This is a genomic window from Solwaraspora sp. WMMD792, assembly GCF_029626105.1.
Classification (GTDB): domain Bacteria; phylum Actinomycetota; class Actinomycetes; order Mycobacteriales; family Micromonosporaceae; genus Micromonospora_E.
Genome location: NZ_JARUBH010000009.1, coordinates 5151547 through 5176650, shown reverse-complemented (window position 1 = coordinate 5176650; position 25104 = coordinate 5151547). Strand labels below are relative to the sequence as shown.

Below are 25104 nucleotides of genomic sequence, written 5' to 3'. Positions count from 1 at the left end.
TCGGTCCGGTCTTGCCGATACGGTGTGCCATCATGCGACTGACGGTTGGCCCGCTGCCACCCGCCATCTACTGGCGGCGGCGTGCCGTCGTGCTCGGGGCGCTGCTGCTCCTGCTGTTCATCGTGGCCTACTCGTGCATCGGCTCCGACCAGACTGGCCGGTCGCAGGCCGATCCCACCCCGACCCCGTCCGGTGAGCTGCTCACCCCGACCACCTCGTCCCCGGAGCCGGAGGACGGTGTCGGCACCAACGACGGCGACGACCCCGACACCCTCGGCAACGGCGACGCTGGCGACGCAGGTGGTGGCAGCACCGGCGGCGGTACGGGCGACGACGGCACGACCGGCGGCGGGCAGCCCGGCGCCGGCGACCAGAACCTCCCTGGCGGCCCGGCCGGTCCGGCCGCCGGCACCTGCACCGACGACGAGATCCTGCTGACTGCGGCAGCCTCGCAGGCCACTGCCCAGAAGGGCGTCACCCTGGCCTTGCAGTTGCGGGTGCAGAACGTGTCCAGCCGTACCTGCGACCGGGATGTGGGCGCCGACCCGCAGGAGCTGTACCTCAAGCGGGGCGCGGAGCTGATCTGGTCGTCGGATACCTGCGGAGCCGCCCGGGGCACCGACGTGCGCACCTTCGGGCCCGGCACCGCCCGCGACTACCAGGTGGCCTGGAACGGTAGGGCGGCGAGCGAGTGCGCCAACAACGTCGCGGCCGGTGACCATCCGGCTGCCGGCGAGTACCAGCTCTTCGCCCGACTCGGCTCGAAGGTCAGCGAGCCGTTTGTGATCACCATCACCGGCTGACGTCCGGGGTACGTCCCTCGCGCAGTTACCCCGATTCCGGCACGACGTGGACGTAGCGCTTCAGACGTGGCGCTTCAGACGTAGCGCTCCAGAATCGACGCTTCGGCCAGCCGGGACAGACCTTCCCGTACGCTGCGCGCCCGAGCATCGCCGACGCCGTCGACGGCCTGCAGGTCCTCCACCGTCGCCCCGAGCAGCCGTTGCAGACTGCCGAAGTGGTTGACCAGCCGGTCCACCACCGACACCGGCAGCCGGGGCACCTTTGCCAGCAGCCGGAAACCGCGCGGGCTCACCGCCGCGTCGAGCGCCTCGGTGGAGGCGGCGTACCCGATCGCCTTGGCCACCGCGACCAGGTCGATCAGCTCGGTGGCGGTCAGCAGGTCCAACTCGACCAGGGCCTCGTCGAGGGTTCGCGCCTTGCGTACGGTGGGCAGGTAGTCGCGGATCACCAGGGTCCGGTCGGCGTCCACGCCGGCCATCAGCTCGTCGAGCTGCAGCGCCAGCAGCCGGCCGTCGGTGCCCAGCTCGACCACGTACCCGGCGATCTCGTCGGCGATCCGTCGGACCATCTCCAGCCGCTGCACCACCGCGACCGCGTCGCGGACGGTGACCAGGTCCTCGATCTCCAGGGCGGAGAGCGTGCCGGACACCTCGTCCAGCCGCAGCTTGTACCGCTCCAGGGTGGCCAACGCCTGGTTGGCCCGGGACAGGATGGCGGCCGAGTCGTCCAGCACGTGCCGCTGACCGTTGACGTAGAGGCTGATGATCCGCATCGACTGGCTGACCGAGATCACCGGGTAGCCGGTCTGTCGGGCGACCCGTTCCGCGGTGCGGTGCCGGGTGCCCGACTCATCGGTCGGAATGGACGGGTCCGGCATCAGATGCACGGCGGCCCGGACGATCCGGGTGCCGTCGCTGGACAGCACCACCGCGCCGTCCATCTTGCACAGCTCGCGGACGCGGGTGGAGGAGAACTCGACGTCGAGCGGGAAGCCCCCGGTGCACAGCGAATCGACCTGCTTGTCGTAGCCGAGCACGATCAGCGCGCCGGTCCGGCCGCGCAGGATCCGTTCCAGCCCGTCGCGCAGCGCGGTGCCGGGCGCCATCAGCGCCAGGTTGGCCCGCAGCGGATCTCCGGTGGCCGCCGGGCTGGTCAGCGCCGAGGTGCCGGCGCTGATGGTGCGTGCCGGGGTGCCGACGGCACCGGTGCGCGCCGGCGTACCGACGGCACCGACCCGGCCGGCCGCGCCGGCACCGGTGCCGGCGCTGGCAGTCTTGTTCGCATCGCGGTCGATCGCCACGGGCAACAGTCTACGGACCGCCGTGCGGTGGGTGCTCCCGCGGTTACTGCCGCGCCAGATCAGCCGGCTGAGGCGCGCGCTGCGGCCTGCAACGCGGCCCGTACGTCGTTGACCTCGGTGACCTGCATGTTCGGCGGCATCGGGTCGCTGCCGGAACCGGCCGTACCAGGGGGTACCAGTGCGTACCGGAAGCCGAGCCGGGCGGCTTCGGCCAGCCGCCGGGCGACCGCACCGACCCGGCGCACCTCACCGGTGAGCCCGACCTCGCCGATCGCCACCAGCTGCGGGGAGACGGCCAGGTTGAGCCCGCCGGAGGCGACCGCCAGCGCCACCGCGAGGTCGGCGGCCGGCTCCACCACCCGGATGCCGCCGACCGTCGCCGCGAACACCTCCCGGTCGTGCAGGGTGAGCCGTTCGGTACGCCGTTGCAGCACCGCCAGCACCATCGCCAGTCGGGCACCGTCGAGCCCGGACACGGTACGCCGGGGCGAGCCGGCGACGGTCGCCCCGATCAGCGCCTGGACCTCGGTGACCAGGGCCCGCCGGCCCTCCATCGCCACCGTGGCGCAGGTGCCGGGGACCGGCTCGGTGTAGCGGGTGAGGAACAGCCCGGACGGGTCGGGCAGACTGCTGATGCCGCCTTCGTGCATCTCGAAGCAGCCGACCTCGTCGGCCGCGCCGAACCGGTTCTTCATGCCGCGTACCATCCGCAGCGACGAGTGCTTGTCGCCTTCGAAGTGCAGCACCACGTCGACCAGGTGCTCCAGCACCCGAGGGCCGGCGACCTGGCCGTCCTTGGTGACGTGGCCGACCAGCACGGTGGCGATGTTGCGTTCCTTGGCCGCCGCGACCAGCGCGGCGGTGACCGCCCGGACCTGGGTGACGCCGCCGGGGATACCGTCCGAGCCGGGCATCGAGATGGTCTGCACCGAGTCGAGCACCAGCAGACCCGGCCGGACCGCGTCGAGGTGGCCGAGGACCACCCCGAGGTCGCTCTCCGCCGCCAGGTAGAGCCGTTCGTGCAGTGCGCCGATCCGCTCGGCGCGTAGCCGTACCTGGCTGGTCGACTCTTCGCCGCTGACCACCAGCGACGGACTGCCGGCGGTGGCCGCCCACTGCTGGGCGACGTCGAGCAGCAGGGTCGACTTGCCGACCCCGGGCTCACCGGCCAGCAGCACCACCGCGCCGGGCACCAGGCCGCCGCCGAGCACCCGGTCGAGTTCGCCGACGCCGGTCGGCCGGGCCTTGGCGGGTGCGGCGCTGATGGTGGCGATCGGCCGGGCCGGTTCGGTCGGCATCCGGGTGCTGACCACCCGGCCGGAGACCACCGGGCCGCTGACCACCGATTCGATCACCGATCCCCATTCGCCGCATTCCGGGCACCGGCCCACCCATTTGGGCGGCTGGTGCCCGCACGCGTCGCATTCGTACGCGGGCCGGGGCTCACGCGACGCGGCCCGGCTGCGCGGCGCGGTGCCACCGCGTCCCGTGCCGGTGCCGCCGGCGCCCCGGGGGATCGACCGCGAGCTCAGTGCTCTTCCTCGTCGTGCTCGGCGGGCGCCCGGGGGGCCGGGGTGAGCGGCATGTCCACCGGCGCGGCGACCACCAGCGGCGCGCCGCCGGTGCTGAACTCGAAGGCCAGGTTCACCGAGTATCCGGCGGCGAGCGGGTCGGCCAGCCCGGTCACCCGCAGCGGTTCGGTGTCGTCGGTGCTGAACAGCGCCCACCCGTTGGCCGGCAGCTGCACGATCGCGTCCCGGCCCGGGTCCGGCTGCGGCACCTCGACGGTGCCCGGCTCCGGCGACGGGGTCGGCCCGGTCTGCTCGGAGCCACCGATCACCACCGTCTCGGCCCCGACCACCGTCGCCCAGTCCTCGTCGGTGACCGGGGCGGCGCTGACCCGTACGGTGACCGGATCGTTGGTGTTGTTGAACAGCCCGACCTCGACCGGCGCGCTACCGCCGGCCGGATAGCCCTCCACCCCGGGGTAGGGCACCGAGAGGTCGCGCACCGACACCGCGCCGTCCGGCGACTCGAGGTTGACTCCGTTGATCGCCGTCGCCTTGGTCGCGGTCTCCGCGATCTGGCCGGTGCCGCAGCCGCTGAGCAGCAGACCGCTGGCCACGGCAGCGCCGGCGAACAGCACCGCGACTCGGCGGTGTCCCCTGGTCGAGGGCGTCACGTCGGTCCTCCTTGTCACGGCGCGGCGACGAGCCCCGCGCAGGCCGGCTCCAGGGTAGTTGGCGGTGATCCGCGCCCCGCCACGGACCCGATAATCCGTGACCGGCGGCGCTCACCCGACGGGGCCGCTGGCCACCAGCAGCACCACGTCGATCACGGCGACCACCAGCACCGCCCGGAAGACGCCGTCCGACCGGCCGGCCCGCCGGGCGGTTCGCCGGGCCGCGTACCAGCCGGTCGGCAGAATGACCGCGGTGCCGGCGACCGCGGCGAGCCCGGCCCACGACGGCGGCCCGGGCGGGCCGACGACCAGCGTCACGGTGGCGGCGAAGAGCAGCCCGGCCGCCGCGACCCCCGAACCGGTGGCCCCGAGCCGGTGCGGCAGACCCCGCACGCCGGTGCGGGCGTCGTCGGCCAGATCCGGCAGTACGTTGGCGAAGTGCGCGCCGGCGCCGAGCAGCCCGGCGGCGGTGACCAGCCAGGCCGGTGGCGCGGGCGCGCCCGGCAGGGCAAGCACGATGAAGGCTGGCAGCGCTCCGAAGGAGAACGCGTACGGCAGCACCGACACGGCGGTGGACTTCAACGGCCAGTTGTAGGCCAGCGCGCTGAGCAGCGCGGCGGTGATGCACAACGTTGCCGCCAGCCCGGTCGGCGCGGCCAGCAACGGGGTGGCCAGCGCGGCGGCCAGACCGGCGACGCCCACCGTGCGCCGACTGACCACGCCGGTCGCGACCGGCTTGTCGGCCCGTCCGGTCTGCCGGTCGCGACCGGCGTCCAGCCAGTCGTTGGTCCAGCCGACGGCGAGCTGGGTGGCCGCGACGGTGGCGGCGACCAGCACGATCCCGCCCGGACGGTGACCGACGCCCCAGGCCAGCAGGGCGGTCACGGTGGTGACCGCGACCGCCGGTTCGGGGTGGCTGGCCTTGATCAATGCGGACACGCGGCGCGACATATCCGCCAAGTGTGGCCGTTACCGGCTGGTCATGCCACGCTCAGTCAATGCCGGATCTGCCGCCGAACGATCCCCGCCAGTACGACGTGCTGGCCGACGAGTGGTGGCGGCCGGCCGGCGCGTTCGAGATGTTGCACTGGATCGCCGAGGCGCGGGCCCGGCTGATTCCACCTGCGGCCCGGCCCGGGGCGGTGCTGGTCGACATCGGCTGCGGGGCCGGTCTGCTCGCCCCTCATCTGCGCGGCAAGGGCTACCGGCATGTCGGGGTCGACCTGGTCGGGTCGGCGCTGCGGCAGGCGGCCCGGCACGGTGTCGAGCCGGTACGCGGTGACGCGACCCGGCTGCCGCTGGCCGACCGGGTGGCCGACGTGGTCTCCGCCGGGGAGCTGCTGGAGCACGTACCGGATCTGTCGGCGGCGGTCGCCGAGGCGTGCCGGGTGCTGCGGCCCGGCGGGCTGCTGGTGCTGGACACCCTGAACGCCACATTGGCCAGCCGGCTGATCGCGGTCGAGTTGGGCGAACGCCTGCCGGTCGCGCCGCGCGGCATTCACGACCCCGCGCTGTTCGTCCGTCCGCAGCGGCTGGTCGCCGAGTGCGCCCGGCACGGCGTACGGCTGGCGGTGCGCGGCCTCCGGCCGAGCGTTTTCAGCCTGATCGATTGGCTGGTGCGCGCGCCGTTGCGCCGATCGGCTCCGGACCGGGCACTCTGGAAACCCCGGCGGCGGATGGTGCCGACCTGGTCCACCTCGGTGCTCTACCAAGGCAGGGGGGTCAAGGCGGGCTGAGCGGACGAGCAGGTGGGCAGGTCGACGGCGGAAGGGGCGGCAATGGTTGCGGATGCACTGGCGGCGGCGCGGCGGGTGGTGCCACGGTTGGCGGCGCGGGCGGGTGAACACGACCGGGCCGGCACCTTCCCGGTGGCGGACTTCGCCGACCTGCGGCAGGAGCAGCTGTTCGGGTTGATGGTCCCGCAGCGGCTGGGCGGGCGGGGTGCCGGCTTCGCCGACTATGCCGAGGTGGCGTACGAGCTGTCCCGGGGCAACGGCGCCACCGCGCTGGTGTTCAACATGCATGCCTCGGTGACCGGCGCGCTGGGCGCGGTCGACGACAACCTCGCCGAGGCGATGGGGCTGCCGGACGAGGCGTTGGCGGCCCGGGACCAGTTGCTCGCCGACGCGGCAGCCGGATCCTGGTACGCGGTGGCGATGAGCGAGCGGGGTGCCGGCTCCCGGCTCTCCCAGCTGTCCACCGTCTACCACCGGGTGGACGGCGGATACCAGATCAAGGGTGCCAAGGCGTTCTGTTCCGGGGCCGGCCATGCCTCCGGGTACCTGGTCGCCGCCCGGCACGCCGACGACCAGTCGGTGGTGTCGCAGTTCCTGGTCCCGGCGGACACGCCCGGCCTGCGGGTGGAGCAGAGCTGGGATTCGCTCGGGATGCGGGCCACCTGCTCGCACGACCTGCATCTGGACGTGACCGTCGGCCAGCGGACCCTGCTCGGCGGGGTGGAAGGGCTGGCCCTGGTGGTGGCCCAGCTGATGCCGCACTGGATGGTGGCCAGCTACGCGGCGGTCTACGCCGGGGTGGCCCGGGCGGCGGTGGACGCGGCGGTGCAGCATCTCACCGAGCGGGGGTTGACCCACCTGCCGGCGGTCCGGGCCCGGATCGGCCGGGCGGACGCGGCCGCCGCCGCGGCCCTGCTGACGGTACGGGAGGCGGCCCGTCGAGTGGACGCCGAACCGGGCGACCCGGCGACCAACCAGTGGGTGTGGCGGGCCAAACTGGTCGCCGGCGGCACGGCGGCCGAGGTGGCGTCGTCGATGCTGGAGGCGGCCGGGACCTCGGCGACCCGCCGGGGGCATCCGCTGGAACGGCTCTACCGGGACGCCCGCTGCGGTGCGCTGCACCCGCCGACGTCGGACGTCTGCGCCGACTGGCTGGGCGTGGCGACGATCGGCGGGGACCCGGACCGCGACGGATCGGCACCCCGGTGGTGAGCCGGTCGCCGGAGCCGGTGGCGGGCCGGTCTGAGCCGGTGGCGGGCCGGTCGTCGGCCGCCGTGGTCGGGCTCGGGGTGGCGTTGCCGCCGTCGGCCAGCCAGGACGAGCTGTGGCGGGACTTCTTCGCGGCGCGGTACGACGGCGGCACCCGGGCGCTCGCGGAGCGGATCTTCGCCAATTCCGGGGTACGCACCCGGCAGGCGGCGGTGAGCCCGTTGCTGGAGGACGTCGCGGACTGGCCGACCGAGCGGCGGATGCGCCGCTACCAGGTCGAGGCGTTGCCGCTGGGTAAGGAGGCGGTGGACCGGGCGCTGACCCAGGCCGGCCTGACCGCCGGGGAGATCGGTCTGTTCGTGGTCTGCTCGTGCACCGGGTACGCCACGCCCGGCCTGGACATCATCCTGGCCCGGGACGTCGGCATGGCCGCCGACACCCAGCGGTTGTTCGTCGGGCACATGGGCTGCTACGCGGCGCTGCCCGGGTTGGGCGCGGCGGCCGATTTCGTCACCGCCCGGGGCCGGCCGGCGCTGCTGCTCTGCGCCGAGCTGACCAGCCTGCACATCCAGCCGCCGGCCCGTCGGGTGGACACTCAGCAGATCGTGGCGCACGCGTTGTTCTCCGACGCGGCGGCGGCGGTGGTGCTGACGCCGACCGACGGGGCCGGCGGCCCGCCGCCGCCCGGCGGCTACGCCGTACGGGAGGTCGTGTCGGCCACCGACGCCTCCACCGCCGACCACATGACCTGGGAGGTGACCGACCTCGGTTTCCGGATGGGTCTGTCGCCCCGGGTGCCGCAGGTGTTGTCGGTGCACGTACGGGCGCTGGTCGGCGATCTGCTGGCCCGGCACGGGCTGACCGTGTCGCAGGTGGACGGTTGGGCGGTGCACCCGGGTGGGCCGCGGATCCTCAACGTGGTGCAGCGGGAGCTGGGGTTGTCCGACGCGGCGATGTCGGCGTCCCGGGAGACGTTGGCGGCGTACGGCAACTGCTCGTCGCCGACCGTACTGCTGATCCTGGACCGGTTGCGGCGGGCGGGGCCGCCGCCGCGTCAGGTGGTGATGCTGGCGTTCGGTCCGGGCCTGACGCTCTACGCCGCGCTGCTCGGCCGCTGACCTGCCGCGCGCGCCCGATCCGGCGGTGGTCCCGCTCCCGGCGGTGGTCCCGCTCCCCGACGGGGCAGCGGCTGCGGCGGGCGGGTTCAGGGGCCGACCAGCAGGGCTAAGTCGGCGCGGTACGTCTCGACCGAGTCGGCCTGCGGCACCAGCCGGATGACCTCGCCGGTCTCGGTGACCAGCAGCGCGGTGGCGGTGCCGGCGGTTGCCGGGACGTCGACGAAGTTGCGGATCCCGGCGGCCGGGTCGGCCAGCAGGTGGGTGCCGAGGCTGTCGGCGAGCACCGGCGGCAGGGTGCCGGGGGAGGTGGCGCCGCTGGTGACCGCGACGACCGAGACCCCGGCCGGGGCGGCGGCGGCCGCCGCGGTGATCTGGTCGGCGCACTCACAGCCCTCGACGAGCAGGATCGCCGCCGGCAGCAACGACCGGACCGGGACCGAGGCGCCGGAGTCGTCGATCAGGTCGAGTGCGGGCAGCGGGCGGTCGGGCAGGGGAGCGGGGGTCGACGGTGTCGGGCTGGCGGTGGGCTGGGGCCGGTCGGACCAGGCGACGGTGAACATGCTGATCATCGCGGCGAGGACGGCCACCAGCATGATGATCAACGGCAGTCGGAGGGCGGCGATCTCGTGTGGCCGGTGCCCGCTGCCGCCGGCCCGGCCGGTGTCGCCGGGGTGGATGCCGAACCGCCGGTGCCAGTGGTCCCGCCGGCGGGTGCGGTGCAGCTCCCGGCGGACCTGCGCCGCTTCTTCGGCGAGTGCCCCGGGATCGTCCGGGATGACGATCGGGCCCCACTCGGGCGGGATCTCGGGCAGGTCGTCGGGCGCCCCGGCGCCGTCCGACCACCCATCACCGTTGTTGCCTGTCCTGCCCACAGCACCCCCAGCCGCTCGCCCACCGGGTCGATCGGGGTCTAGGTATCAGGGTCTCGCAACGAACCTGGTTCCGCCAGTGCCGGGGCGCGGGAAGCGGCCGGACGATATGCTGGAAGTGCCGAAACGCGTCCCATCTGGCACGTCCGACCAGTTAGCTGACTGCTGATCTGGTTGTTACTTAGCGTGTTCAAAACCTACTGGCGGTTGCGTGTCAAGCTCGAGAAAGACCTCTCACAGCCCCTCTGACCTGCGCTTACGGCTCAGACTGTGACGGGACATCGGTGCCTGAGCGTGTTACCCTAGACACAGCGAAAGGGGCTTCGAACCTATGGTTTTCAGTGTCGGCGAGACCGTTGTTTACCCCCACCACGGGGCCGCACTCATCGAGGCAATCGAGACTCGTGTCATCAAGGGCGAGGAGAAGCAGTACCTCGTCCTCAGGGTTGCGCAGGGTGACCTGACGGTGCGAGTTCCCGCCGAGAACGCCGAGATCGTCGGCGTGCGCGAAGTGGTTGGCGAAGAAGGCCTCGGCAAGGTCTTCGATGTCCTCCGCGCCCCGCACACCGAGGAGCCGACCAACTGGTCGCGGCGATACAAGGCCAACCTCGAGAAGTTGGCATCCGGAAACCCGCTCAAGGTCGCCGAGGTCGTTCGTGACCTGTGGCGTCGGGAGCGGGAGCGGGGGCTGTCCGCAGGCGAGAAGCGCATGCTCGCCAAGGCCAGGGACATCCTGGTCGGTGAGGTCGCGCTTGCGGAGAAGAGCACCAAGGACGAGGCAGAGACCTTGCTCGACAAGGTGCTCACCGACGCGTAGGCAACTCTCCACCCATAGATAGTCTGTTGCCACCTGCACCGAGGACCGCGACGTGACCGCGCACTTCCAGCAACGCGGTGACGTCGCGGTCCTCGTTCCTGCGGCGGGTTCCGGGGTACGGCTCGGACCCGGCGCCCCCAAAGCACTCCGGCCACTCGGCGGCGTACCGCTGCTGGTGCACGCGGTGCGTCGACTGGCCGCCGCCTCCTCGGTCGCGGTGATCGTGGTCGCCGCCCCACCCGCCGACGTCGCCGCCGTCCGCGACCTGCTCGCCCCCGCCACGGCCGGGCTGCCGCTGATCGTGGTGCCGGGCGGCGCACACCGACAGGCCTCGGTGGCCGCCGCGCTCGCCGCCGTCCCCGCCGGCCCGCAGATCGTCCTGGTGCACGACGCGGCCCGCGCCCTCACTCCACCCGACCTGGTCGACTCGGTCGCCGCCGCGGTCCGGGCCGGCGCTGACGCCGTCATCCCGGTGCTCCCGGTCGTCGACACCATCAAGTCGGTGGACGCCGACGAGACCGTCCTGGCCACCGTCGACCGGTCGACGCTGCGGGCCGTGCAGACCCCGCAGGGGTTCCGGCGCGACGTGCTGGCCGCCGCGCATGCCGACGCCGTCGATCCGCACACCGACGACGCCGGTCTGGTGGAGAAGCTCGGCGTACCGGTGCTCTGCGTGCCCGGCTCGGAACGGGCGCTGAAGATCACCCGACCGTTCGATCTGGTGATCGCCGAGCACCTGCTCGCCACCGAGCCGGCGACCCGTACCCTGCCTTCATGATCGTCCTGCAGACCGAGCCAGCGCGATGATCGTTCCCCGGGTGGGTGTCGGCACCGACGTGCACGCCTTCGCCGCCGACCGGGCCTGCTGGGTCGCCGGCCTGCACTGGCCGGGCGAGACCGGGCTGGCCGGGCACTCCGACGGCGACGTCGCCGCGCACGCCGCCTGCGACGCGCTGTTCTCCGCCGCCGGCCTCGGTGATCTCGGCGCCAACTTCGGTGTCGCCGAACCTCGCTGGGCCGGGGCCGCCGGGGTCGACCTGCTGGCCGAGGCGGCCCGCCGGGTGGTCGCCGCCGGCTTCGTGATCGGCAACGTCTCGATCCAGGTGATCGGCGTACGGCCGAAGATCGGTCCCCGGCGCGCCGAAGCACAGCAACTGCTCAGCGCCGCCGCCGGTGCGCCGGTGACCGTTTCCGGCACCACCACCGACGGGCTCGGGCTGACCGGCCGGGGCGAAGGCCTCGCCGGCCTGGCGGTCGCGCTCGTCTATCCGTCCGGGCCGCCCGGATAGGCTCGACAGGTGTCGAGCGAGTCTTCCCCCGAGCCGCCCACCGACGTTGACGGCTACCTGCAGCGCGCCGGGCTGCTGGCCGACCTGGGCCGCTACGACGAGGCCGCCGGTGAGATCGGCTTCGCGGTGTCCCTCGACCCGGACAGCGTCGCCGCCCGGATCATGCTGGCCCGGGTGCATCTCGCCGCCGACCGCCCGGAGCAGGCCCTCGCCGCGATCGACGCCTGGGCGGACGAGCCGCCGAACCCGTGGTCGGCCGAGGCCGCAGCGACGGCCACACCGGCAGAGGCAGCACCGACCGCACCAGCCGACGGGGCCGCCGGTGCCGGCACCGCTGCCCGACCCGGCCCACCTGACCGGGTCGCCCTGCTGGTGGTACGCGGGCTGGCGCTGGTCGACCTGCGGCGGTACGCCGACGCCGCCCGGCTCGCCACCGACCTGCTGGCGACGTACCCGGACGACGCGTACGCCCAGCGCAGCGGGGCGGCGATCCTGGCCGGCTCGCGCAACGGCCAGCCGGCGCTCAACGCCGCCTGGCGCGGGGTGGAGCTGGCCCCGCAGGACGCCCAGGCACATCTGGTGCTGGGGCTGGTCGGGGCCCGGCTGGAGCTGTTCGACCTGGCGCACCGGGCCTACGGGGAGGCGCTGCGGCTGGACCCGTTGATCGGTGAGGCGCAGCACGACGTCGGGGTGATCCACCTGGAACAGCGGCGGTACGCCGCCGAGCTGGCGGTGCTCGCCGAGCGGGCCACCGCGATGGCACCGCCCCCACCGCCCGCACCGGCCCGGTCATCCCGGTGGGCACCGGCACCGCCCGGGTCGGTGCCGATGGACCCCCGGCTGGAGCGGCCGCCGACGCCCGAGGAGGAGCTGCGCCGGCTGGTGCTGATCGGGGCCGGCTACAGCATGATCGCGGCGGTGACGGTGGCCTGCCTGGCCGGCAGCGCGGCGTCGCGCGGCTGGGCTGTGGTCGCCGCGCTCGGCGGGTTCGTGCTGATCTGGGTGCTGGCCCGGCGGGTGCCGGGTGGCCGGATCCTCGAGGTGGTGTCGCAGTTGGTGGACCGCCGGCTGGCGACGGCGGTGTACGCGGCCGCCGCCGCCCCGGTGCTGATCTTCTGCTACGCGGCGATCGCCACCCCGTGGCTGCTGGTGTCGGCGATCGTCGCGGCCGCCGTCGCCCAGTTCATGGTGCTGCGCCAGGCCACCGCCCGACCACCGGACCAGCGGTAGCGCGCCGGATCAGCAGCCGGGCAGGCCGTGCCCGGTCAGCGGTCAGCGGGCGTTTCCGGCCCAGGTCCACGCGTACCCGGTGTCCTCGACGGACAGTGCCGGGTCGCAGAGGTCCAGCGGTCGGAAGGTGTCGACCATGACGGCGAGCTCGTCGAAGTGCTCGGCGCCGAGCGCCCGTTCGACCGCGCCGGGCTGCGGGCCGTGGGTGAACCCGGCCGGGTGCAGCGAGATCGAGCCCTGTTCGATGCCCGAGCCGCGCCGCGCCTCGTAGTTGCCGCCGGTGTAGAACAGCATTTCGTCGGAGTCGACGTTGTGGTGGTTGTACGGCACCGGGACCGCCTGCGGGTGGTAGTCGACCTTGCGCGGCACGAACGAGCAGATCACGAAGTTGGGGCCGGCGAACGTCTGGTGCACCGGCGGCGGCTGGTGCAGCCGGCCGGTGATCGGCTCGAAGTCGTAGATGCTGAACGCCCACGGGTAGAGGTGCCCGTCCCAGCCGACCACGTCGAACGGGTGGTGGGCGTACACGTGCCGGGTCCAGCCCTGCCGGTGCCGCACGTAGACCTCGACGTCGGTGCCGTCGACCAGCAGCGGTTTGCCCGGCCCACGGATGTCCCGCTCGCAGTACGGCGCGTGTTCCAGGAACTGGCCGCGCACCGACAGGTAGCGCTTGGGTGGTCCGATGTGGCCGGTGGCTTCGACGGTGAGCAGCCGCAGCGGCACGTCGTCGACGGGCACGATCCGGTGCACCACCGACGTCGGGATGATCACGTAGTCGCCGGAGGTGACGCCGAGCACCCCGAAGCTGGACTCGACGCGGGCGGCACCGGACTCGACGTACAGGCACTCGTCGCCGGTGGCGTTGCGGTACAGCGGGGACGGCCGGTCGGCGACGACGTACGAGATGCGCACGTCGTCGTTGGCGAGCAGCGGTTGCCGGCCGAGGACGGCGTCGGTGTGGCCGGTGTCCAGCTTGTGGGTGCGCAGGTGCCGTGGGGTGAGCGGGCGGTTCGGCAGCCGGCGCGTCGGCGGCGGGTCGTACGACTCGGCGGCGACGATGGCGGTCGGCAGGTGCCGGTGGTAGAGCAGGGACGAGTCGGCGGAGAAGCCCTCCTGGCCCATCAGCTCCTCGGCGTACAGGGTGCCGTCGGGCTGGCGGAACTGGGTGTGGCGCTTGCGGGGGATCTCGCCAACGCTGCGGTAGTAGGGCATCATTACCCTCCGTATCTCCCCGTTGACCGGGCGAAAGCGTCCGATAATCGGACGCTGTTGTCCGTTAATCGTAGAATCCACTAGGTTCGAAGGCGTGTCAATGCAGGTACCCAGGATCTTCACCGGCCTTGTCGACGACGCCGCGGTCTTCCCGCCGGGCAACGCCGACCTGCCCGACGCGATCACCGCGCACCGCGGCCACCGCACCGCCTGGTACACCGACCTGGTCGGCCCGTTCCTGCTGCCCGCGTCCGAGATCGGCGCGGCGCGGCGACTGGTCGGGCCCGGCGACGAGCTGGAGATCGGCCTGATCGGCGACACCGGCGTGGCCGCGCTGCCGGCCGCCGTCGAAGCGCTGCCGACCGACCGGATCCGGCCCCGGCAGGTCGAGGTCGCCGTCGCCAAGCGCGGCGAGGACCCGCAGCCCGGCCTGCGCGCGCTGCTCACCGCCCTGGCCGGCTGGCCCAAGATCAGCGGGTACGCGGAGGTGCCGCTCACCTGGGGGCTGCTCGCCGCCCTGGACAGCCTCGCCGAGGCGCGGGCCGGCGGCGTCGACGTCGCCGCCAAGTTCCGCACCGGCGGGCTGGCCGCCGAACTGTTCCCTACCCCGGTCGAGCTGGCCGCCGTCATCTGCGCCTGCCGGGACCGGGCGCTGCCGTTCAAACTGACCGCCGGCCTGCACCACGCCATCCGCGACACCGACCCGGAGACCGGCTTCACCCACCACGGCTTCCTCAACGTGCTCGCCGCCACGATCATCGCCGCCGAGGGCGCGGAGGTCGCCGAGGTCGCCGAACTGCTCGCCACCACCGACGCCGCCCGGCTGATCGAGCCGGCCCGCACGCGCGGCGGTGCCGACCGGCCGCTCTGGGTAGGTTTCGGGTCGTGCAGCATCACCGACCCGCTGACCGACCTGGTCCGGCTGGGGCTGATCAACGGAGGATTCGCGTGACGACCTGCTGGGTGCCTGGTGCCGACGGCTCACCGTACGGGGTGCAGACCCTGCCGTACGGTGCCTTCCGCCGCCGGGGTGCGGCCGGCTCGCCCGACGGCGGCGCGTCCGGCAGCGGCGCGTCCGGCAGCGGCGCGTCCGGCGGCGGTGAGCGGCGGCTCGGCGTACGGATCGCCGATTTCGTGCTCGACCTGCGCGGCGCGGAGGATGCCGACCTGATCCTCGCCGGCGGCGCCCTGTGCGAGCCGAACCTCAACGCCTTCCTGGCCCTTGGTCGGGCACAGTGGACGACGGTGCGGCGGCGGATCGTCGAGCTGCTCACCGAGACCGAGCACCGGGCCGCCGTCGAGCCGCTGCTGATCCCGCTGTCCGAGGTGGACCTGGTGCTGCCGTTCGCGGTCGGCGACTACGTCGACTTCTACTCGTCCGAGCAGCACGCCAGCAACGTCGGACAGATCTTCCGCCCAGGCCAGCCGCTGCTCACCCCCAACTGGCGGCACCTGCCGATCGGCTACCACGGCCGGGCCGGCACCGTCGTCGTCTCCGGTACGCCGATCGTGCGCCCCAGCGGGCAGCGGCGCAGCTCCGACGGCCCGGTCTTCGGCCCGTCCCGCCGGCTCGACATCGAAGCCGAGGTCGGCTTCGTCGTCGGGGTGCCGACCGCGCTCGGCGACCCGGTGCCGACCGACCGGTTCGCCGACCACGTGTTCGGGGTGACCCTGGTCAACGACTGGTCGGCCCGCGACATCCAGGCCTGGGAGTACCAGCCGCTCGGCCCGTTCCTGGGTAAGTCGTTCGCCACCTCGGTCGGCCCGTGGGTGGTGCCGCTGGAAGCCCTCGACCACGCCTGGGTGCCGGCCCCGGCGCAGGACCCGCCGGTGTTGCCGTACCTCGCTGAGTCGTCACGGCGCGGCCTGGACCTGTCGATCGTCGTCGAGTGGAACGGCACCCGGGTCAGCGAGCCGCCGTTCGCCGGCATGTACTGGACCCCGGCGCAGCAGTTGGCGCACCTGACCGTCAACGGCGCGTCGCTGCGCACCGGCGACCTCTACGCCTCCGGCACCGTCTCCGGGGCCCGGCGTGACCAGGTCGGCTCGTTCCTGGAGTTGACCTGGGGTGGCACCGAGCCGATCAAACTGGACGACGGGTCCGAGCGGACCTTCCTCGAAGACGGCGACACCGTCGTCATCACCGCCACCGCCCCCGGCCCGGCCGGCACGACGATCGGCTTCGGCGAGGTCACCGGCACCGTCGCGCCCGCCGCCTGATCCGGTCGAGCCACCGCCGCCTCTGTCACCATCCCGGCAGACGTCACGATGTGAGGCTGAGATACCTATCCCACTCGCCGATAGGTATCTCAGCCTCACATCGCGACCCACGATCCAGGCTGGCCGCTCGCTGTGGCCGCGTCGTCCAGGTCCGCGACGGGCGGATCACGGAGGACACCGAGGCGTGAGCCAGCGCCGGCGGTGTTCGCCGGGCGTGGCCAGGGCGGTGCTCGGCCAGGATGGTGCGGGTCAGGGCGGTGCGGGTCAGGGCGGTGCCGGTCAGGGTGGGGTGAGGCCGGCGTACTGCAGGACGGCCCGGATCCGTCGGGCGGCGGCCGGGTCGCGTCGGTCCAGCACCGCGAGCGCCTCCAGGAACAGTTCGCAGTACGTGCCTCCGCAGTGCCGGCAGCCGCCGGTCCGGTCCGGCATGTGCCGCTCGGCCATCCGCTTGGCGATCTTGGCGACCAGCGCCAGGTCGCCGTCCGGCGGCGGCCCGTCGTCAGCGGCGTGACCGGGCCCGTCGTCGGCCCGGTCGGGCTCGCTGTCGATCCGGTCGTGCCCGCCGTCGCGGGGTGCCGGGGCGACACCGCGCGCCCCGACCAGGTTGAAGCGCGGGTCGGCGTCGATGTCGGTCTCGCCGGGCACCCGGCTCGGCAGCGGCGGGCGGCCCGCTGTGGGCCGTCGATTGATCTGTTCCGACGGCTGCGGCCGGCGGGTGAACCGGTCGGGCTTGTCATTTCGGTACGCCATGATTCTCCTCGCGTCAGTATTGCCGTCCGAGATAGTCGTCCGAGATTGCTGGTCTGTTGTTTCACCGGCCGCCGTGGAAATTGCACGCAGGTCGGCGGTGCTGCGGCGTTGGGGTCTACGTCGGCGGGGGTGGCGGCTGCGGGTAGGTCATCGCTCCGCAGTCCGGACACCAGCGACTCTTCACCTTGAAGCTCAGCAGACCGGCGAGAAATCCGATCATGGCGGAGCTCGTCATGGCGATCCCGAAGCCGATCGACGACATCGCTTCACCCTCTCGCGTAAGCGTGGTGAGCTGGGGTTTCTCCGGCGGCGTGGCGGCCGGACGGCTCGGGGGTGCCGTGCCGGCCGCCACGCCTGATTGGGGAGAACGGCGCTGACCGTTCGGATGGTTTGCCGGCCCACCGATCGGTCATGCCGTATTCGTCGACGAAAGGTCAGCGCCGATTTGCGGCGCTTCGATCCCGTTCCCGAACGAAGAAGAGTCTGTCGGTCAATCTGCGCCAACGCAACAGTGTCGGGGCCATGTGGTAGAGATATGGCCAGTCAGTCGAATAGACCTCGGTCGACCGAGAGTTGACCTGCCAGACGTGCATGATCAATCCGCAGGTGATCAATTCCAGGAGGTGGCACCAATGTCCTCGGCTCTGTTGAACTCGTCGGTCCCGCGACGCCAGCTCGGTCGGGAGCTGCGTCGGCTGCGTGAGCGGCTGGCCCGGGTCCCGCAGACCACGGCTGCCCGGGAGCTGGACTGGTCGGCGACCAAGCTGCTGCGGATGGAGCGGGGCGAGGTGCCGATCCGCGCCGAGGATGTGGTGCTGCTCTGCGAGCTGTACGGCGCGGACCTGCAGACCATCGAGGCGCTGGCCGCGCTGGCCCCGAAGACCAAGGAGAAGGGCTGGTGGCACGACTACGCCAGCATCCCGTCATGGTTCGAGCTGTTCATCGGCCTGGAGGAGGCCGCCTCCCACCTCCGCGAGTACCACGTCGACCTCATCTCCGGCCCATTGCAGACCCGCGAGTACGCGACCGAGGTGTTCACGCGCAACCCGCTGCGCCTGTCGCCCGAGGTCATCGAGCAGCGGGTGGCGGCACGGCTGCAGCGTGCAAAGCTGCTCACCCGGATGGAGCCGCATCTACCCCGGTTCGACATCCTGCTGGACGAGGCAGCAATCCGTCGCCCGGTCGGCTCCGGGGCGGTGATGGCCGCCCAGCTGCGCCGGCTAATCCAGGTCGACGAACTGCCGAACGTCTCGATCCGACTGATCCCGTTCAGCGCCGGTGTCCACAGCGGATCTCTGACCGGCAGCTTTGTGATGCTCGACTTCCCCGCCGAGCTGGAGCCGACCACCATCTACGTCGAGGGCCTCACCGGCGCGCTCTATTTGGACCGCCCTAATGAAGCCGATTCTTATACGATGGCCTTCGGTGACCTGACGGCCGCCGCGCTCGGTCAGGCCGCGACACGTGACCTCCTCGCCCGGACCGCAAAGGAGTACGAGTCATGATCGACCTGTCCACCGCCACCTGGCGGAAGAGCACCCGTTCCAATGCCCAGGGCCACTGCGTCGAGGTGGCCGACGCCACTTGGCGCAAGAGCAGCCGCTCCAACGACCAGGGCCAGTGCGTCGAGGTGGCCGACGAGTTGGGCGGGGTGGTCGGCGTGCGGGACTCCAAGGACCCGGCCGGCCCGGTGCTGGTGATCGCCCCGGCGAGCTGGTCCGCCTTCATCACCGCCACCCGTACCGGCACCCTCACCGTCTGACCGTGCGGCACTGCGTTGACGTCACGATGTGAGGCTGAGATACCTAACCAGCTCGTTGATAGGTATCTCAGCCTCACATCGTCGACGATGTCGCAGGCGTCAGACGGCTGAGCCGAACCCGGCGACGTCCTTGGGGTCGGGGCCGAAACGGTTCGAGCCGGCCGTGCCGTTCTGCACGTAGAACACCAGCAGGACGATCCAGCCGATGATCGGGATCAGCCCGATCAGGATCCACCAGCCGGACCGGTCGGTGTCGTGCAGCCGGCGTACGGCGACCGCCAACGACGGCAGCAACAGCGCCAGGCTGACGAGCAGGCCGATGACGCCGTTGGTGGAGTCCTCGAAGTTGGTGCCCAGCGCGGTGTCGAGGATCGAGGTCACGATGCTGACGAGGAGAGAGAAGAGGGCGAACCACCAGTACTCGGAGCGGCGGGCACGTCCGCTGAACCCGACGTACTGGGTGAGGACCGAGCGAACTGCAGCGGTAAACGACATGACGCCTCCAGCGTCTCAAGCGGAGCGATCCGTGACACTCAGGGTAGGAGGCTGTCACAAGTGGATCTTGCCTGCCTGAGCGCACGACGCACTCGAGATCCGGGTTACTACGAACTACGGCGCTCCAGTTCGCCGAGGACCTCGGCCATCGAGAACGTGTCGCCCGAGGCGAAGTCCTGCCTGGACCGGCAGAGATCCGCGAGGGCTTCGTTGTCGCAGTGCAGGTCCAGCGTTTCCCGCATCGACTCGTACTCGGCTACCGCGATCAACATGACGTCCGCGTGGCCGTTGTGGGTGATCGTGGAGCGGTCGTGCTGCCGGGAGACCCGATCGGCGAGTTCAGCGATTCGAGCCTTGGCCTCAGCGATCGAGATGGTCTCCACGGCAGCCTTTCTGGTGGCCGGTGAGAGTTTTGACTATCAGCTACGAACCCGCCACGGGTCCGGGCTACGAGCGCAGCGCGTTCTTGATCTTGCTGGCGGCCTTGTCCACGCCGTGCATCACCTTCTGAGCCGTACCGCTGCTGAGCTGTAGGAGCATGCTGGCGCTCAACGCCTTCTCGACCTCGGACAGGCCCTCCTGCGCCGACCCGTCGAGCCGGGTGGCGGCGGCCTGCATCACCTGTTTGGCCTGGCCGTCGTCGGCCTTCTCCGCGCAGTTCGTCAGCGACTGCGCGTTGAGCACGCCGAGTGACAGGGCGGCGAACGCGGCATTGAGCCCGGCCGTCTCGAAGGTCAGCTCGTCACCGGAGCCGCTCAGCAGGAACGACGAGATGATCTTCTCGTCCATGCCGCCGGTCATCCGGGCGGTCGGACTGACGTACTTGGGCATGCCGCCCAGCTCGCCGATCAGCGCCTCCCAGGTCTGCACCCGCTCGCTGGCCGATGTCCTGAGCCGGCCGTACAGTCCGGCCAGGATCGGGTTGGGGGTGCGCCGGGTCAGCATGGCGAACAGGTGGACCCCCATCAGGTCGTGGGTCGTCCACGCGGAGAGCTGGTCGGCCAGGAACGGGCCGTTCAGACCACTGCCAGTGGCGAAGGTGGCGAGTCGGTCGTCGTCCACCGCCCGCTCCGGCGTGACCGTCACCATCGGGCCGGGTTTGATCATCGCGCCGGTCTCGGTACGTACGGCACTGCGCGTCATCGCACGACCTCCTCTCGGACCTTTTCGCGGGCGTACTGCTCGGCCGGGTACGGGCCGTCGGTGATATTGCGGTACTCGCGGCCGTTGCGCTGCGCGTTCTCGTCGATGACCTGCTCACTGGGTGCGCCACCGGCGTTGACCGTCGCCATGTGCTTGATGTAGCGCTCCGGCCACTCGGCGACGAAACCGGTGCCGAACGTGGTGATGTCCACCTGTTCGGCGATCACCTCGCGGATGAAGTCCTTGTTCGGCTGGAACTTCGTCGGCTGGGGCATCTCGGCGGGGAGGATCTGCTCCGGCTCTCGGCCGTCGTACCGGCGCAGCAGGTCGGCCGCCACCTTGAGCTGCTCGATCTCCATCGCCAGGTTCAGCTCCCAGACCTGCTTGATCCGGCGGTCGTCCTCGTCCTGGGCGAACGACCAGTACATGTAGCACTCGTTGTACTCGTGGTGGACGAGCTGCTCCAGCCAGCTCTCCGCCGGGTCGAGCATCGACTCGTACTGCGTGACGTGTTCCTCTTCCACCATCGCGATCTCCAGGTAGAGACCCCGGGCGATCGGCTCGACGAACTCCGGACCCACGTTCATGTAGTAGTTCATCGTCTGCTGCTCGGCGGCCGTGATGGTGATGGCGTGCATCCGCGACAGCGGATCGACGGTGTGCTTGTCGTAGTGCTTGCGGACGTTGTCCTCGGGGTGGCGGTGGTGGTGCGACGTCGGCCGCCCCGGCATGACCTCGGTCAGGTAGTCGACGATCGCCTCCGCCTTCTTGCCCTGGGTCAGCTCGTACAGGTTGGAGTAGCGGTAGAGGTGGTCGAAGTCCTCCAGCAGGCCGAACTTGTAGTTCTGCCGCAGGTACGGGTCGGGCTCGTTACGGGCGACCCAGGCGGTGATGTCGGTCGCCACCTGCTCGTACCCGAGTACGACCTCCAGCACCGACTCCTGGCCGGGGATCATCCAGTTGATGGCCTTCTGCTGCTGTTGCTCGATGTAGCGCAGGTAGGCGAGCTTCTGCCGTAACTCGATGTCGTCGACGTGCCGGTTCATCTGGTGGCTGAACGTGATCGCCTCCACCTCGATCCCGTTCATCACGATCACCCGGCACCGGGTGTACGGATCGACCCCGTGCGGTTCGTACGGCTCGACGTTCAGTTCGGACCAGCTCCGTAGCTGTTTTTCCAGCGGGATGCCGGTTTCTTCGAGCGGGTTGAAACGCATCGCCTCTCCTTCTCGGGGCCGTCCGGCACGTCGCCGGCTGCCTGCCGCGCCGGCAACCAACGAAGGCTGCCGACCCGCACAAATCACACCATTTCCCGCGAGCTGTGTGCAGCGGAACGGCCGGATGGCGGCGGCTGAACGTCAACGGCGGCCGAGTATCGACGGCGGCCGACCGTCAGCTGCCCGGGTTCGCGCCGACCCGGCGGGCGGTGGCGGCGGCAGCGGTCAGCGACTCGTCGACGGTGCCGGCCCGCTGCCGTACCGCCGCCAAGGTCTCCTTGACGGTGCCGAGCGCCCCGAGCAGCTGGGCCGGGTCGCCGCCGGCCAGCACCCGCGCCACCAGCGTCGCCGCCTCGTCGGCCTTGGCGGTGGCCGCGCCGATCCCGTCCTGGACGGCGCGCAGCTTGTCGCCGGCCCGACCCAGCGTGGCCAGCACCTCCGCCGGTGACGGCTCCCTCGGCACCGGCACCACCGTGGCCGCCGCTTCGTCGAGCCTGCCGGTGACCCCGGTCAGCCCGGCCTGCAGTTCCTTCAGCGTGTTGCGTACCTGGATCATGCCGGCCACGATGCCGCTGAAGCCGCCGGCCGCCGCCTGACCGGCGACCCGCTCGGCCTCGTGCTGGGCCGCCGCTGCGGCCGTCCGGGCCCGTTCGACGCCCGCCCGCATCGCCTGCAGATCCTTGCCGACGCTGTCCACCGGTGCTGCCACAATCGCTCTCCTCACCCCGTTTGACCTGCTGTTCCAATGGTGCGGGGTGGTCGGCGGAAAAGCCGGCAGACTAGCCCTCGGCTGCGGTCGTGTCCGCCGCCTGGCCCTGGTACCAGGCGAGCTTGTCGCCGAGGCGGGCCCGCCAGCGGTGCAGCTGTTCGATCTGCTGCTCGACCGCGTCCGCGTGCTCGCGCAGCAGCGCGATCCGCTCCGGGATGGTTTGCGGGTCACGGCACAGTTCGCCGTAGCGGCGTAGCCGTTCGATCGGCATCCCGGTGTCCCGCAGGCAGCGCAGGAAGTCGAGCATGCCCAGGTCGTTGTCGCTGTAGACGCGGCGCCCGCTGGCGTTGCGGGCGATCGGCGACAGGATGCCCTCCCGTTCGTAGTAGCGCAGGGTGTCGATCGAGAAGCCGGACCGGGCCGCCGCCTCGGCGGGTGAATAGGCCGTCATACCGCCGACGGTACCGCTTGACCTGGAGCGCGCTCCAAGTCGCAGGGTGGGACGCATGACGTACGAGAACAGCACACCAGCACCGGCCTCGCCGCTGGTGCTGGGCGCGATGATGTTCGGCACCCGGATCGATGAGGAAACCTCGTTCGCCCTGCTCGACCGCTTCGTCGAGCGAGGCGGCGAGTGGATCGACACCGCCGACTGCTATGCCTTCTGGGCCAGCCAGGACGGCCGGGGCGGCGACAGCGAACGGGTCATCGGGCGGTGGCTCGCCGCCCGCCCCGGCGTACGGCAGCGGGTGCGCATCGCGACCAAGGTCGGTGCCGAGCCGCTGTGGGCCGGGTCGTGGCCGCGCGTGCGGGCCGGGCTGAGCCGCCGCGCCGTCGAGGACGCCTTCGCCGGCAGCCTGGACCGGCTCGGCGTGGACACCGTCGACCTGCTCTGGCTGCACCAGGAGGACCGGTCCACCGCGATCGAGGAGACCGTCGACGCGGTCGCCGGGCTGGCCGCGTCCGGTGCCGTACGCCGGGTCGGTGCGTCCAACCACCCGGCCTGGCGGATCGAGCGGGCCCGCGCCCACGCCGCCGCCACCGGTGCCCGGCCGATCGACGCCCTGCAGCTTAACGCCACCTATCTGCGGGCCCGCCCCGGCACGCTGCCCGAGGGGGTGGTCCATCCGTTCGGCCTGCTCAGCGACGAGCAGCGGGACATCGCGCAGGCGTACCGGATGGAGGTGTGGGCGTACACGCCGCTGCTGTCCGGTGCCTACGACGACCCGGCCAAGCCGGTCCCGCCGGTGTACGACCATCCGGGCAGCGCGCGGCGGCTCGCGGCACTCGACGACGTCGCCCGGGACACCGGCGCGACCCGTGGCCAGGTGGTGCTGGCCTGGCTGGTGGCGCAGGGCATCCGCCCGATCCTCGGCGGCAGCAAGCCGTACCAGTTGGAGTCGGCGCTCGACGGTGTCTCGCTCGACCTCACCGACGAGCACCTCGCCCGGTTGAACGTCGCCAACTGACGGTCAGCTGGGCCGTGCTCCTCGGATGAACTGGTCGACGGCCGTCTCCAGAATCCCGTCGAGCGATTCGGCCGGGATCAGGTTCCCGTTGATCAGGGCGGCGATGCCCTGCAGGGTCGCGAACAGCACGACGCCCACCCGCTCCGGATCGTCCGGCGCCAGGTGGCCCTGTGCCTGCCCCTCCTCGATGAGGCTCTGCATCAGCTCGATCGGCGCGGCGGCGACTTCGCCGGGCAGGTCGGCGCCGGGCCGGTGCTTGGTGGCGAACATCAGCTCCAGCAGCGCGGCGTCCTCGGTGGCGAACCGCAGGTGGGCGGCGGCCATGGCCTGCAGGCGCGGCCTGAACTGCTCCCCGGCGGCGTCGATCGCCGCGCGTAGCTCGGCACCCAGCCGGACGAATCCGGCCTCGGCCAGCGCGTCGAGCAGCGCCTGCCGGTCAGCGAAGTGCCGGCGTGGGGCGGCGTGGCTGACGCCGGCCTCGCGGGCCAGCTCGCGCAGTGAGAGCTGGCCCGCGCCGTGCTGGCGCAGGCTGCGTTCGGCGGCGGCGAGCAGCGTCGTCCGCAGGTTTCCGTGGTGGTACGCAGGCACAGGCCCACCCTAACCCAATGTTGTCGTTGACAGCATTGTTGTCGCTGACTACATTGTTTCCCATGACAACATTCACCGCTGCCGGGATCCCCGACCAGGCCGGCCGAACCGTCGTCGTCACCGGGGGCAACAGCGGCATCGGTCGCGCCGCCGCCCGCGTACTCGCCGCCCGGGGCGCGCGGGTCGTGCTCGCCGTCCGCGACCCCGCCAAGGGCCGCGCCGCCGCCGCGACGATGACCGGTGACGTGGTCGTGCGCCGCCTCGACCTCGCCGACCTCGCCTCGGTCCGCGCCTTCGCCGAGAAGTCCACCGAGCCAGTCGACGTGCTGATCAACAACGCCGGGGTGATGATCCCGCCGCTGGGCCGCACGGCCGACGGATTCGAGCTGCAGTTCGGCATCAACCATCTGGGACACTTCGCGCTCACCAACCTGCTGCTGCCCCGGATCCGCCAACGGGTCGTCACCGTCTCCTCGAGCGGCCACCGCGCGGGCAGGATCGACTTCGACGACCCCAACTGGCACCGTCGCCGCTACCGGGCCTTTCCGGCGTACGCCCAGTCGAAGCTGGCGAACCTGCTGTTCACCGCAGAACTGCACCGTCGCCTGACCGAGGTGGGCTCGCCGGTACTGGCCACCGCCGCGCACCCTGGCATGGCGACCACCAACCTCCTCGAGCACCAACGCCGCCCACTTCAGCGGTTGCGTACGGCGTTCTTCAAGGCGCTCGGGCAGAGCGACGACGGCGGCGCGCTGCCCACGCTCTACGCGGCGGTGGCGGATGTCCCCGGCGGCAGCTACGCCGGACCGGGTGGCCTTGGGGAGATCCGTGGCGCGCCCAAACTCGTCGGCCGATCGTCGGCCGCCCGCGACGAAGCGCTGGCCCGCCGACTCTGGACGGCTTCCGAGGAGCTGACCGGCGTGGCCTTCCCGCTCGCCCCTAGCGCGGCCGGCGGTGGGCAGCATCTCCGCTGATGTGGCCCAGA

General features: G+C 71.9%; 29 protein-coding genes. 15 read left to right on the top strand and 14 right to left on the bottom strand.

Annotation, left to right across the window (positions count from 1 at the left end; all coding sequences use genetic code 11):
- Window positions 1–32 precede the first annotated feature (32 nt).
- Window positions 33–803, top strand: coding sequence for a hypothetical protein (locus O7629_RS24155; RefSeq protein ID WP_278172006.1), 771 nt, complete (start codon window positions 33–35; stop codon window positions 801–803).
- Between the two features lie 74 nt (window positions 804–877).
- Here the strand turns inward: O7629_RS24155 and disA are convergent, their stop codons facing one another.
- From disA to O7629_RS24135, 4 genes are all read right to left on the bottom strand, one after another.
- Window positions 878–1981, bottom strand: coding sequence for a DNA integrity scanning diadenylate cyclase DisA (gene disA / locus O7629_RS24150; protein WP_278174662.1), 1104 nt, complete (start codon window positions 1979–1981; stop codon window positions 878–880).
- A gap of 182 nt (window positions 1982–2163) precedes the next feature.
- Window positions 2164–3621 (bottom strand): DNA repair protein RadA, encoded by a 1458-nt coding sequence (gene radA, locus O7629_RS24145; RefSeq protein WP_278174661.1) that lies wholly within the window; start codon window positions 3619–3621, stop codon window positions 2164–2166.
- An 11-nt stretch (window positions 3622–3632) separates the two neighbouring features.
- A complete protein-coding gene (locus O7629_RS24140; protein WP_278172004.1) occupies window positions 3633–4286 on the bottom strand; it encodes a hypothetical protein in 654 nt (217 codons plus the stop codon).
- A 111-nt stretch (window positions 4287–4397) separates the two neighbouring features.
- The gene (locus O7629_RS24135; protein ID WP_278172002.1) at window positions 4398–5237 is read right to left on the bottom strand and encodes a UbiA family prenyltransferase; all 840 of its coding nucleotides are present in this window, start codon (window positions 5235–5237) and stop codon (window positions 4398–4400) included.
- A 47-nt stretch (window positions 5238–5284) separates the two neighbouring features.
- Here O7629_RS24135 and O7629_RS24130 point away from each other — a divergent pair, with 47 nt between their 5' ends.
- From O7629_RS24130 to O7629_RS24120, 3 genes are read left to right on the top strand one after another with little or no spacing between them, the layout of a single operon-like run.
- Entirely contained in the window at window positions 5285–6022 is a 738-nt protein-coding gene (locus O7629_RS24130) for a methyltransferase domain-containing protein (protein ID WP_278172000.1), read from the top strand.
- Between the two features lie 42 nt (window positions 6023–6064).
- The gene (locus O7629_RS24125) at window positions 6065–7234 is read left to right on the top strand and encodes an acyl-CoA dehydrogenase family protein (protein ID WP_278171998.1); all 1170 of its coding nucleotides are present in this window, start codon (window positions 6065–6067) and stop codon (window positions 7232–7234) included.
- Window positions 7235–7251: 17 nt separating this feature from the next.
- On the top strand, window positions 7252–8349 hold the full coding sequence (locus tag O7629_RS24120) for a type III polyketide synthase (protein ID WP_278171996.1): 1098 nt from the start codon (window positions 7252–7254) through the stop codon (window positions 8347–8349).
- Between the two features lie 86 nt (window positions 8350–8435).
- On the opposite strand, the gene O7629_RS24115 is transcribed toward O7629_RS24120, so the two are convergent.
- Window positions 8436–9221 (bottom strand): hypothetical protein, encoded by a 786-nt coding sequence (locus tag O7629_RS24115; protein ID WP_278171994.1) that lies wholly within the window; start codon window positions 9219–9221, stop codon window positions 8436–8438.
- 328 nt (window positions 9222–9549) lie between these two features.
- Here O7629_RS24115 and O7629_RS24110 point away from each other — a divergent pair, with 328 nt between their 5' ends.
- Genes O7629_RS24110 through O7629_RS24095 form a run of 4 tightly spaced genes read left to right on the top strand, consistent with a single transcriptional unit; the run spans window position 9550 to window position 12554 of the window.
- On the top strand, window positions 9550–10035 hold the full coding sequence (locus tag O7629_RS24110; RefSeq protein WP_123603804.1) for a CarD family transcriptional regulator: 486 nt from the start codon (window positions 9550–9552) through the stop codon (window positions 10033–10035).
- Window positions 10036–10087: 52 nt separating this feature from the next.
- Window positions 10088–10813: a 2-C-methyl-D-erythritol 4-phosphate cytidylyltransferase gene (gene ispD, locus O7629_RS24105; RefSeq protein WP_278171992.1), complete on the top strand. Its 726-nt coding sequence runs from the start codon at window positions 10088–10090 to the stop codon at window positions 10811–10813.
- Window positions 10814–10838: 25 nt separating this feature from the next.
- Window positions 10839–11324 carry a 2-C-methyl-D-erythritol 2,4-cyclodiphosphate synthase gene (gene ispF, locus O7629_RS24100; RefSeq protein WP_278171990.1) on the top strand — a complete coding sequence of 162 codons (486 nt, stop codon included), beginning with the start codon at window positions 10839–10841 and terminating at the stop codon, window positions 11322–11324.
- Between the two features lie 9 nt (window positions 11325–11333).
- Window positions 11334–12554 (top strand): tetratricopeptide repeat protein, encoded by a 1221-nt coding sequence (locus O7629_RS24095; RefSeq protein WP_278171988.1) that lies wholly within the window; start codon window positions 11334–11336, stop codon window positions 12552–12554.
- Between the two features lie 42 nt (window positions 12555–12596).
- On the opposite strand, the gene O7629_RS24090 is transcribed toward O7629_RS24095, so the two are convergent.
- Window positions 12597–13766: a homogentisate 1,2-dioxygenase domain-containing protein gene (locus O7629_RS24090; protein ID WP_278171986.1), complete on the bottom strand. Its 1170-nt coding sequence runs from the start codon at window positions 13764–13766 to the stop codon at window positions 12597–12599.
- A 94-nt stretch (window positions 13767–13860) separates the two neighbouring features.
- Between O7629_RS24090 and O7629_RS24085 the strand changes: the two genes are divergently transcribed.
- Window positions 13861–14718 carry a hypothetical protein gene (locus O7629_RS24085; protein WP_278171985.1) on the top strand — a complete coding sequence of 286 codons (858 nt, stop codon included), beginning with the start codon at window positions 13861–13863 and terminating at the stop codon, window positions 14716–14718.
- Window positions 14715–15986 carry a fumarylacetoacetase gene (gene fahA / locus O7629_RS24080; RefSeq protein ID WP_278171983.1) on the top strand — a complete coding sequence of 424 codons (1272 nt, stop codon included), beginning with the start codon at window positions 14715–14717 and terminating at the stop codon, window positions 15984–15986. Before O7629_RS24085 ends, fahA begins: the two co-directional genes overlap by 4 nt.
- A gap of 279 nt (window positions 15987–16265) precedes the next feature.
- On the opposite strand, the gene O7629_RS24075 is transcribed toward fahA, so the two are convergent.
- Entirely contained in the window at window positions 16266–16736 is a 471-nt protein-coding gene (locus tag O7629_RS24075; RefSeq protein WP_278171980.1) for a hypothetical protein, read from the bottom strand.
- 218 nt (window positions 16737–16954) lie between these two features.
- Here O7629_RS24075 and O7629_RS24070 point away from each other — a divergent pair, with 218 nt between their 5' ends.
- From O7629_RS24070 to O7629_RS24060, 3 genes are all read left to right on the top strand, one after another.
- Entirely contained in the window at window positions 16955–17113 is a 159-nt protein-coding gene (locus O7629_RS24070; protein WP_278171978.1) for a hypothetical protein, read from the top strand.
- A 255-nt stretch (window positions 17114–17368) separates the two neighbouring features.
- Window positions 17369–18241: a helix-turn-helix transcriptional regulator gene (locus O7629_RS24065; RefSeq protein WP_278171976.1), complete on the top strand. Its 873-nt coding sequence runs from the start codon at window positions 17369–17371 to the stop codon at window positions 18239–18241.
- On the top strand, window positions 18238–18498 hold the full coding sequence (locus O7629_RS24060) for a DUF397 domain-containing protein (protein ID WP_278171974.1): 261 nt from the start codon (window positions 18238–18240) through the stop codon (window positions 18496–18498). Before O7629_RS24065 ends, O7629_RS24060 begins: the two co-directional genes overlap by 4 nt.
- 99 nt (window positions 18499–18597) lie before the next feature.
- Here the strand turns inward: O7629_RS24060 and O7629_RS24055 are convergent, their stop codons facing one another.
- The 6 genes from O7629_RS24055 to O7629_RS24030 all read right to left on the bottom strand — a co-directional run bounded on the left by O7629_RS24055 (window position 18598) and on the right by O7629_RS24030 (window position 22513).
- Window positions 18598–18993 carry a DUF805 domain-containing protein gene (locus O7629_RS24055; RefSeq protein ID WP_278171972.1) on the bottom strand — a complete coding sequence of 132 codons (396 nt, stop codon included), beginning with the start codon at window positions 18991–18993 and terminating at the stop codon, window positions 18598–18600.
- Between the two features lie 107 nt (window positions 18994–19100).
- A complete protein-coding gene (locus O7629_RS24050; protein WP_278171971.1) occupies window positions 19101–19376 on the bottom strand; it encodes a type II toxin-antitoxin system Phd/YefM family antitoxin in 276 nt (91 codons plus the stop codon).
- A gap of 64 nt (window positions 19377–19440) precedes the next feature.
- Window positions 19441–20136, bottom strand: a complete 696-nt coding sequence (locus O7629_RS24045) for a hypothetical protein (RefSeq protein WP_278171969.1) — start codon at window positions 20134–20136, stop codon at window positions 19441–19443.
- Window positions 20133–21353 (bottom strand): hypothetical protein, encoded by a 1221-nt coding sequence (locus tag O7629_RS24040; protein WP_278171967.1) that lies wholly within the window; start codon window positions 21351–21353, stop codon window positions 20133–20135. The genes O7629_RS24045 and O7629_RS24040 overlap by 4 nt, the downstream gene beginning before the upstream one ends.
- A 175-nt stretch (window positions 21354–21528) precedes the next feature.
- On the bottom strand, window positions 21529–22062 hold the full coding sequence (locus O7629_RS24035) for a DUF6244 family protein (RefSeq protein WP_278171965.1): 534 nt from the start codon (window positions 22060–22062) through the stop codon (window positions 21529–21531).
- Between the two features lie 70 nt (window positions 22063–22132).
- Window positions 22133–22513, bottom strand: a complete 381-nt coding sequence (locus tag O7629_RS24030) for a MerR family transcriptional regulator (protein ID WP_278171964.1) — start codon at window positions 22511–22513, stop codon at window positions 22133–22135.
- A 55-nt stretch (window positions 22514–22568) separates the two neighbouring features.
- Between O7629_RS24030 and O7629_RS24025 the strand changes: the two genes are divergently transcribed.
- Window positions 22569–23531, top strand: coding sequence for an aldo/keto reductase (locus O7629_RS24025; protein WP_278171961.1), 963 nt, complete (start codon window positions 22569–22571; stop codon window positions 23529–23531).
- 3 nt (window positions 23532–23534) lie between these two features.
- On the opposite strand, the gene O7629_RS24020 is transcribed toward O7629_RS24025, so the two are convergent.
- Window positions 23535–24119 carry a TetR/AcrR family transcriptional regulator gene (locus O7629_RS24020; RefSeq protein ID WP_278171960.1) on the bottom strand — a complete coding sequence of 195 codons (585 nt, stop codon included), beginning with the start codon at window positions 24117–24119 and terminating at the stop codon, window positions 23535–23537.
- Window positions 24120–24181: 62 nt separating this feature from the next.
- Between O7629_RS24020 and O7629_RS24015 the strand changes: the two genes are divergently transcribed.
- Window positions 24182–25093, top strand: a complete 912-nt coding sequence (locus O7629_RS24015; protein ID WP_278171958.1) for an oxidoreductase — start codon at window positions 24182–24184, stop codon at window positions 25091–25093.
- Window positions 25094–25104: the final 11 nt, after the last annotated feature.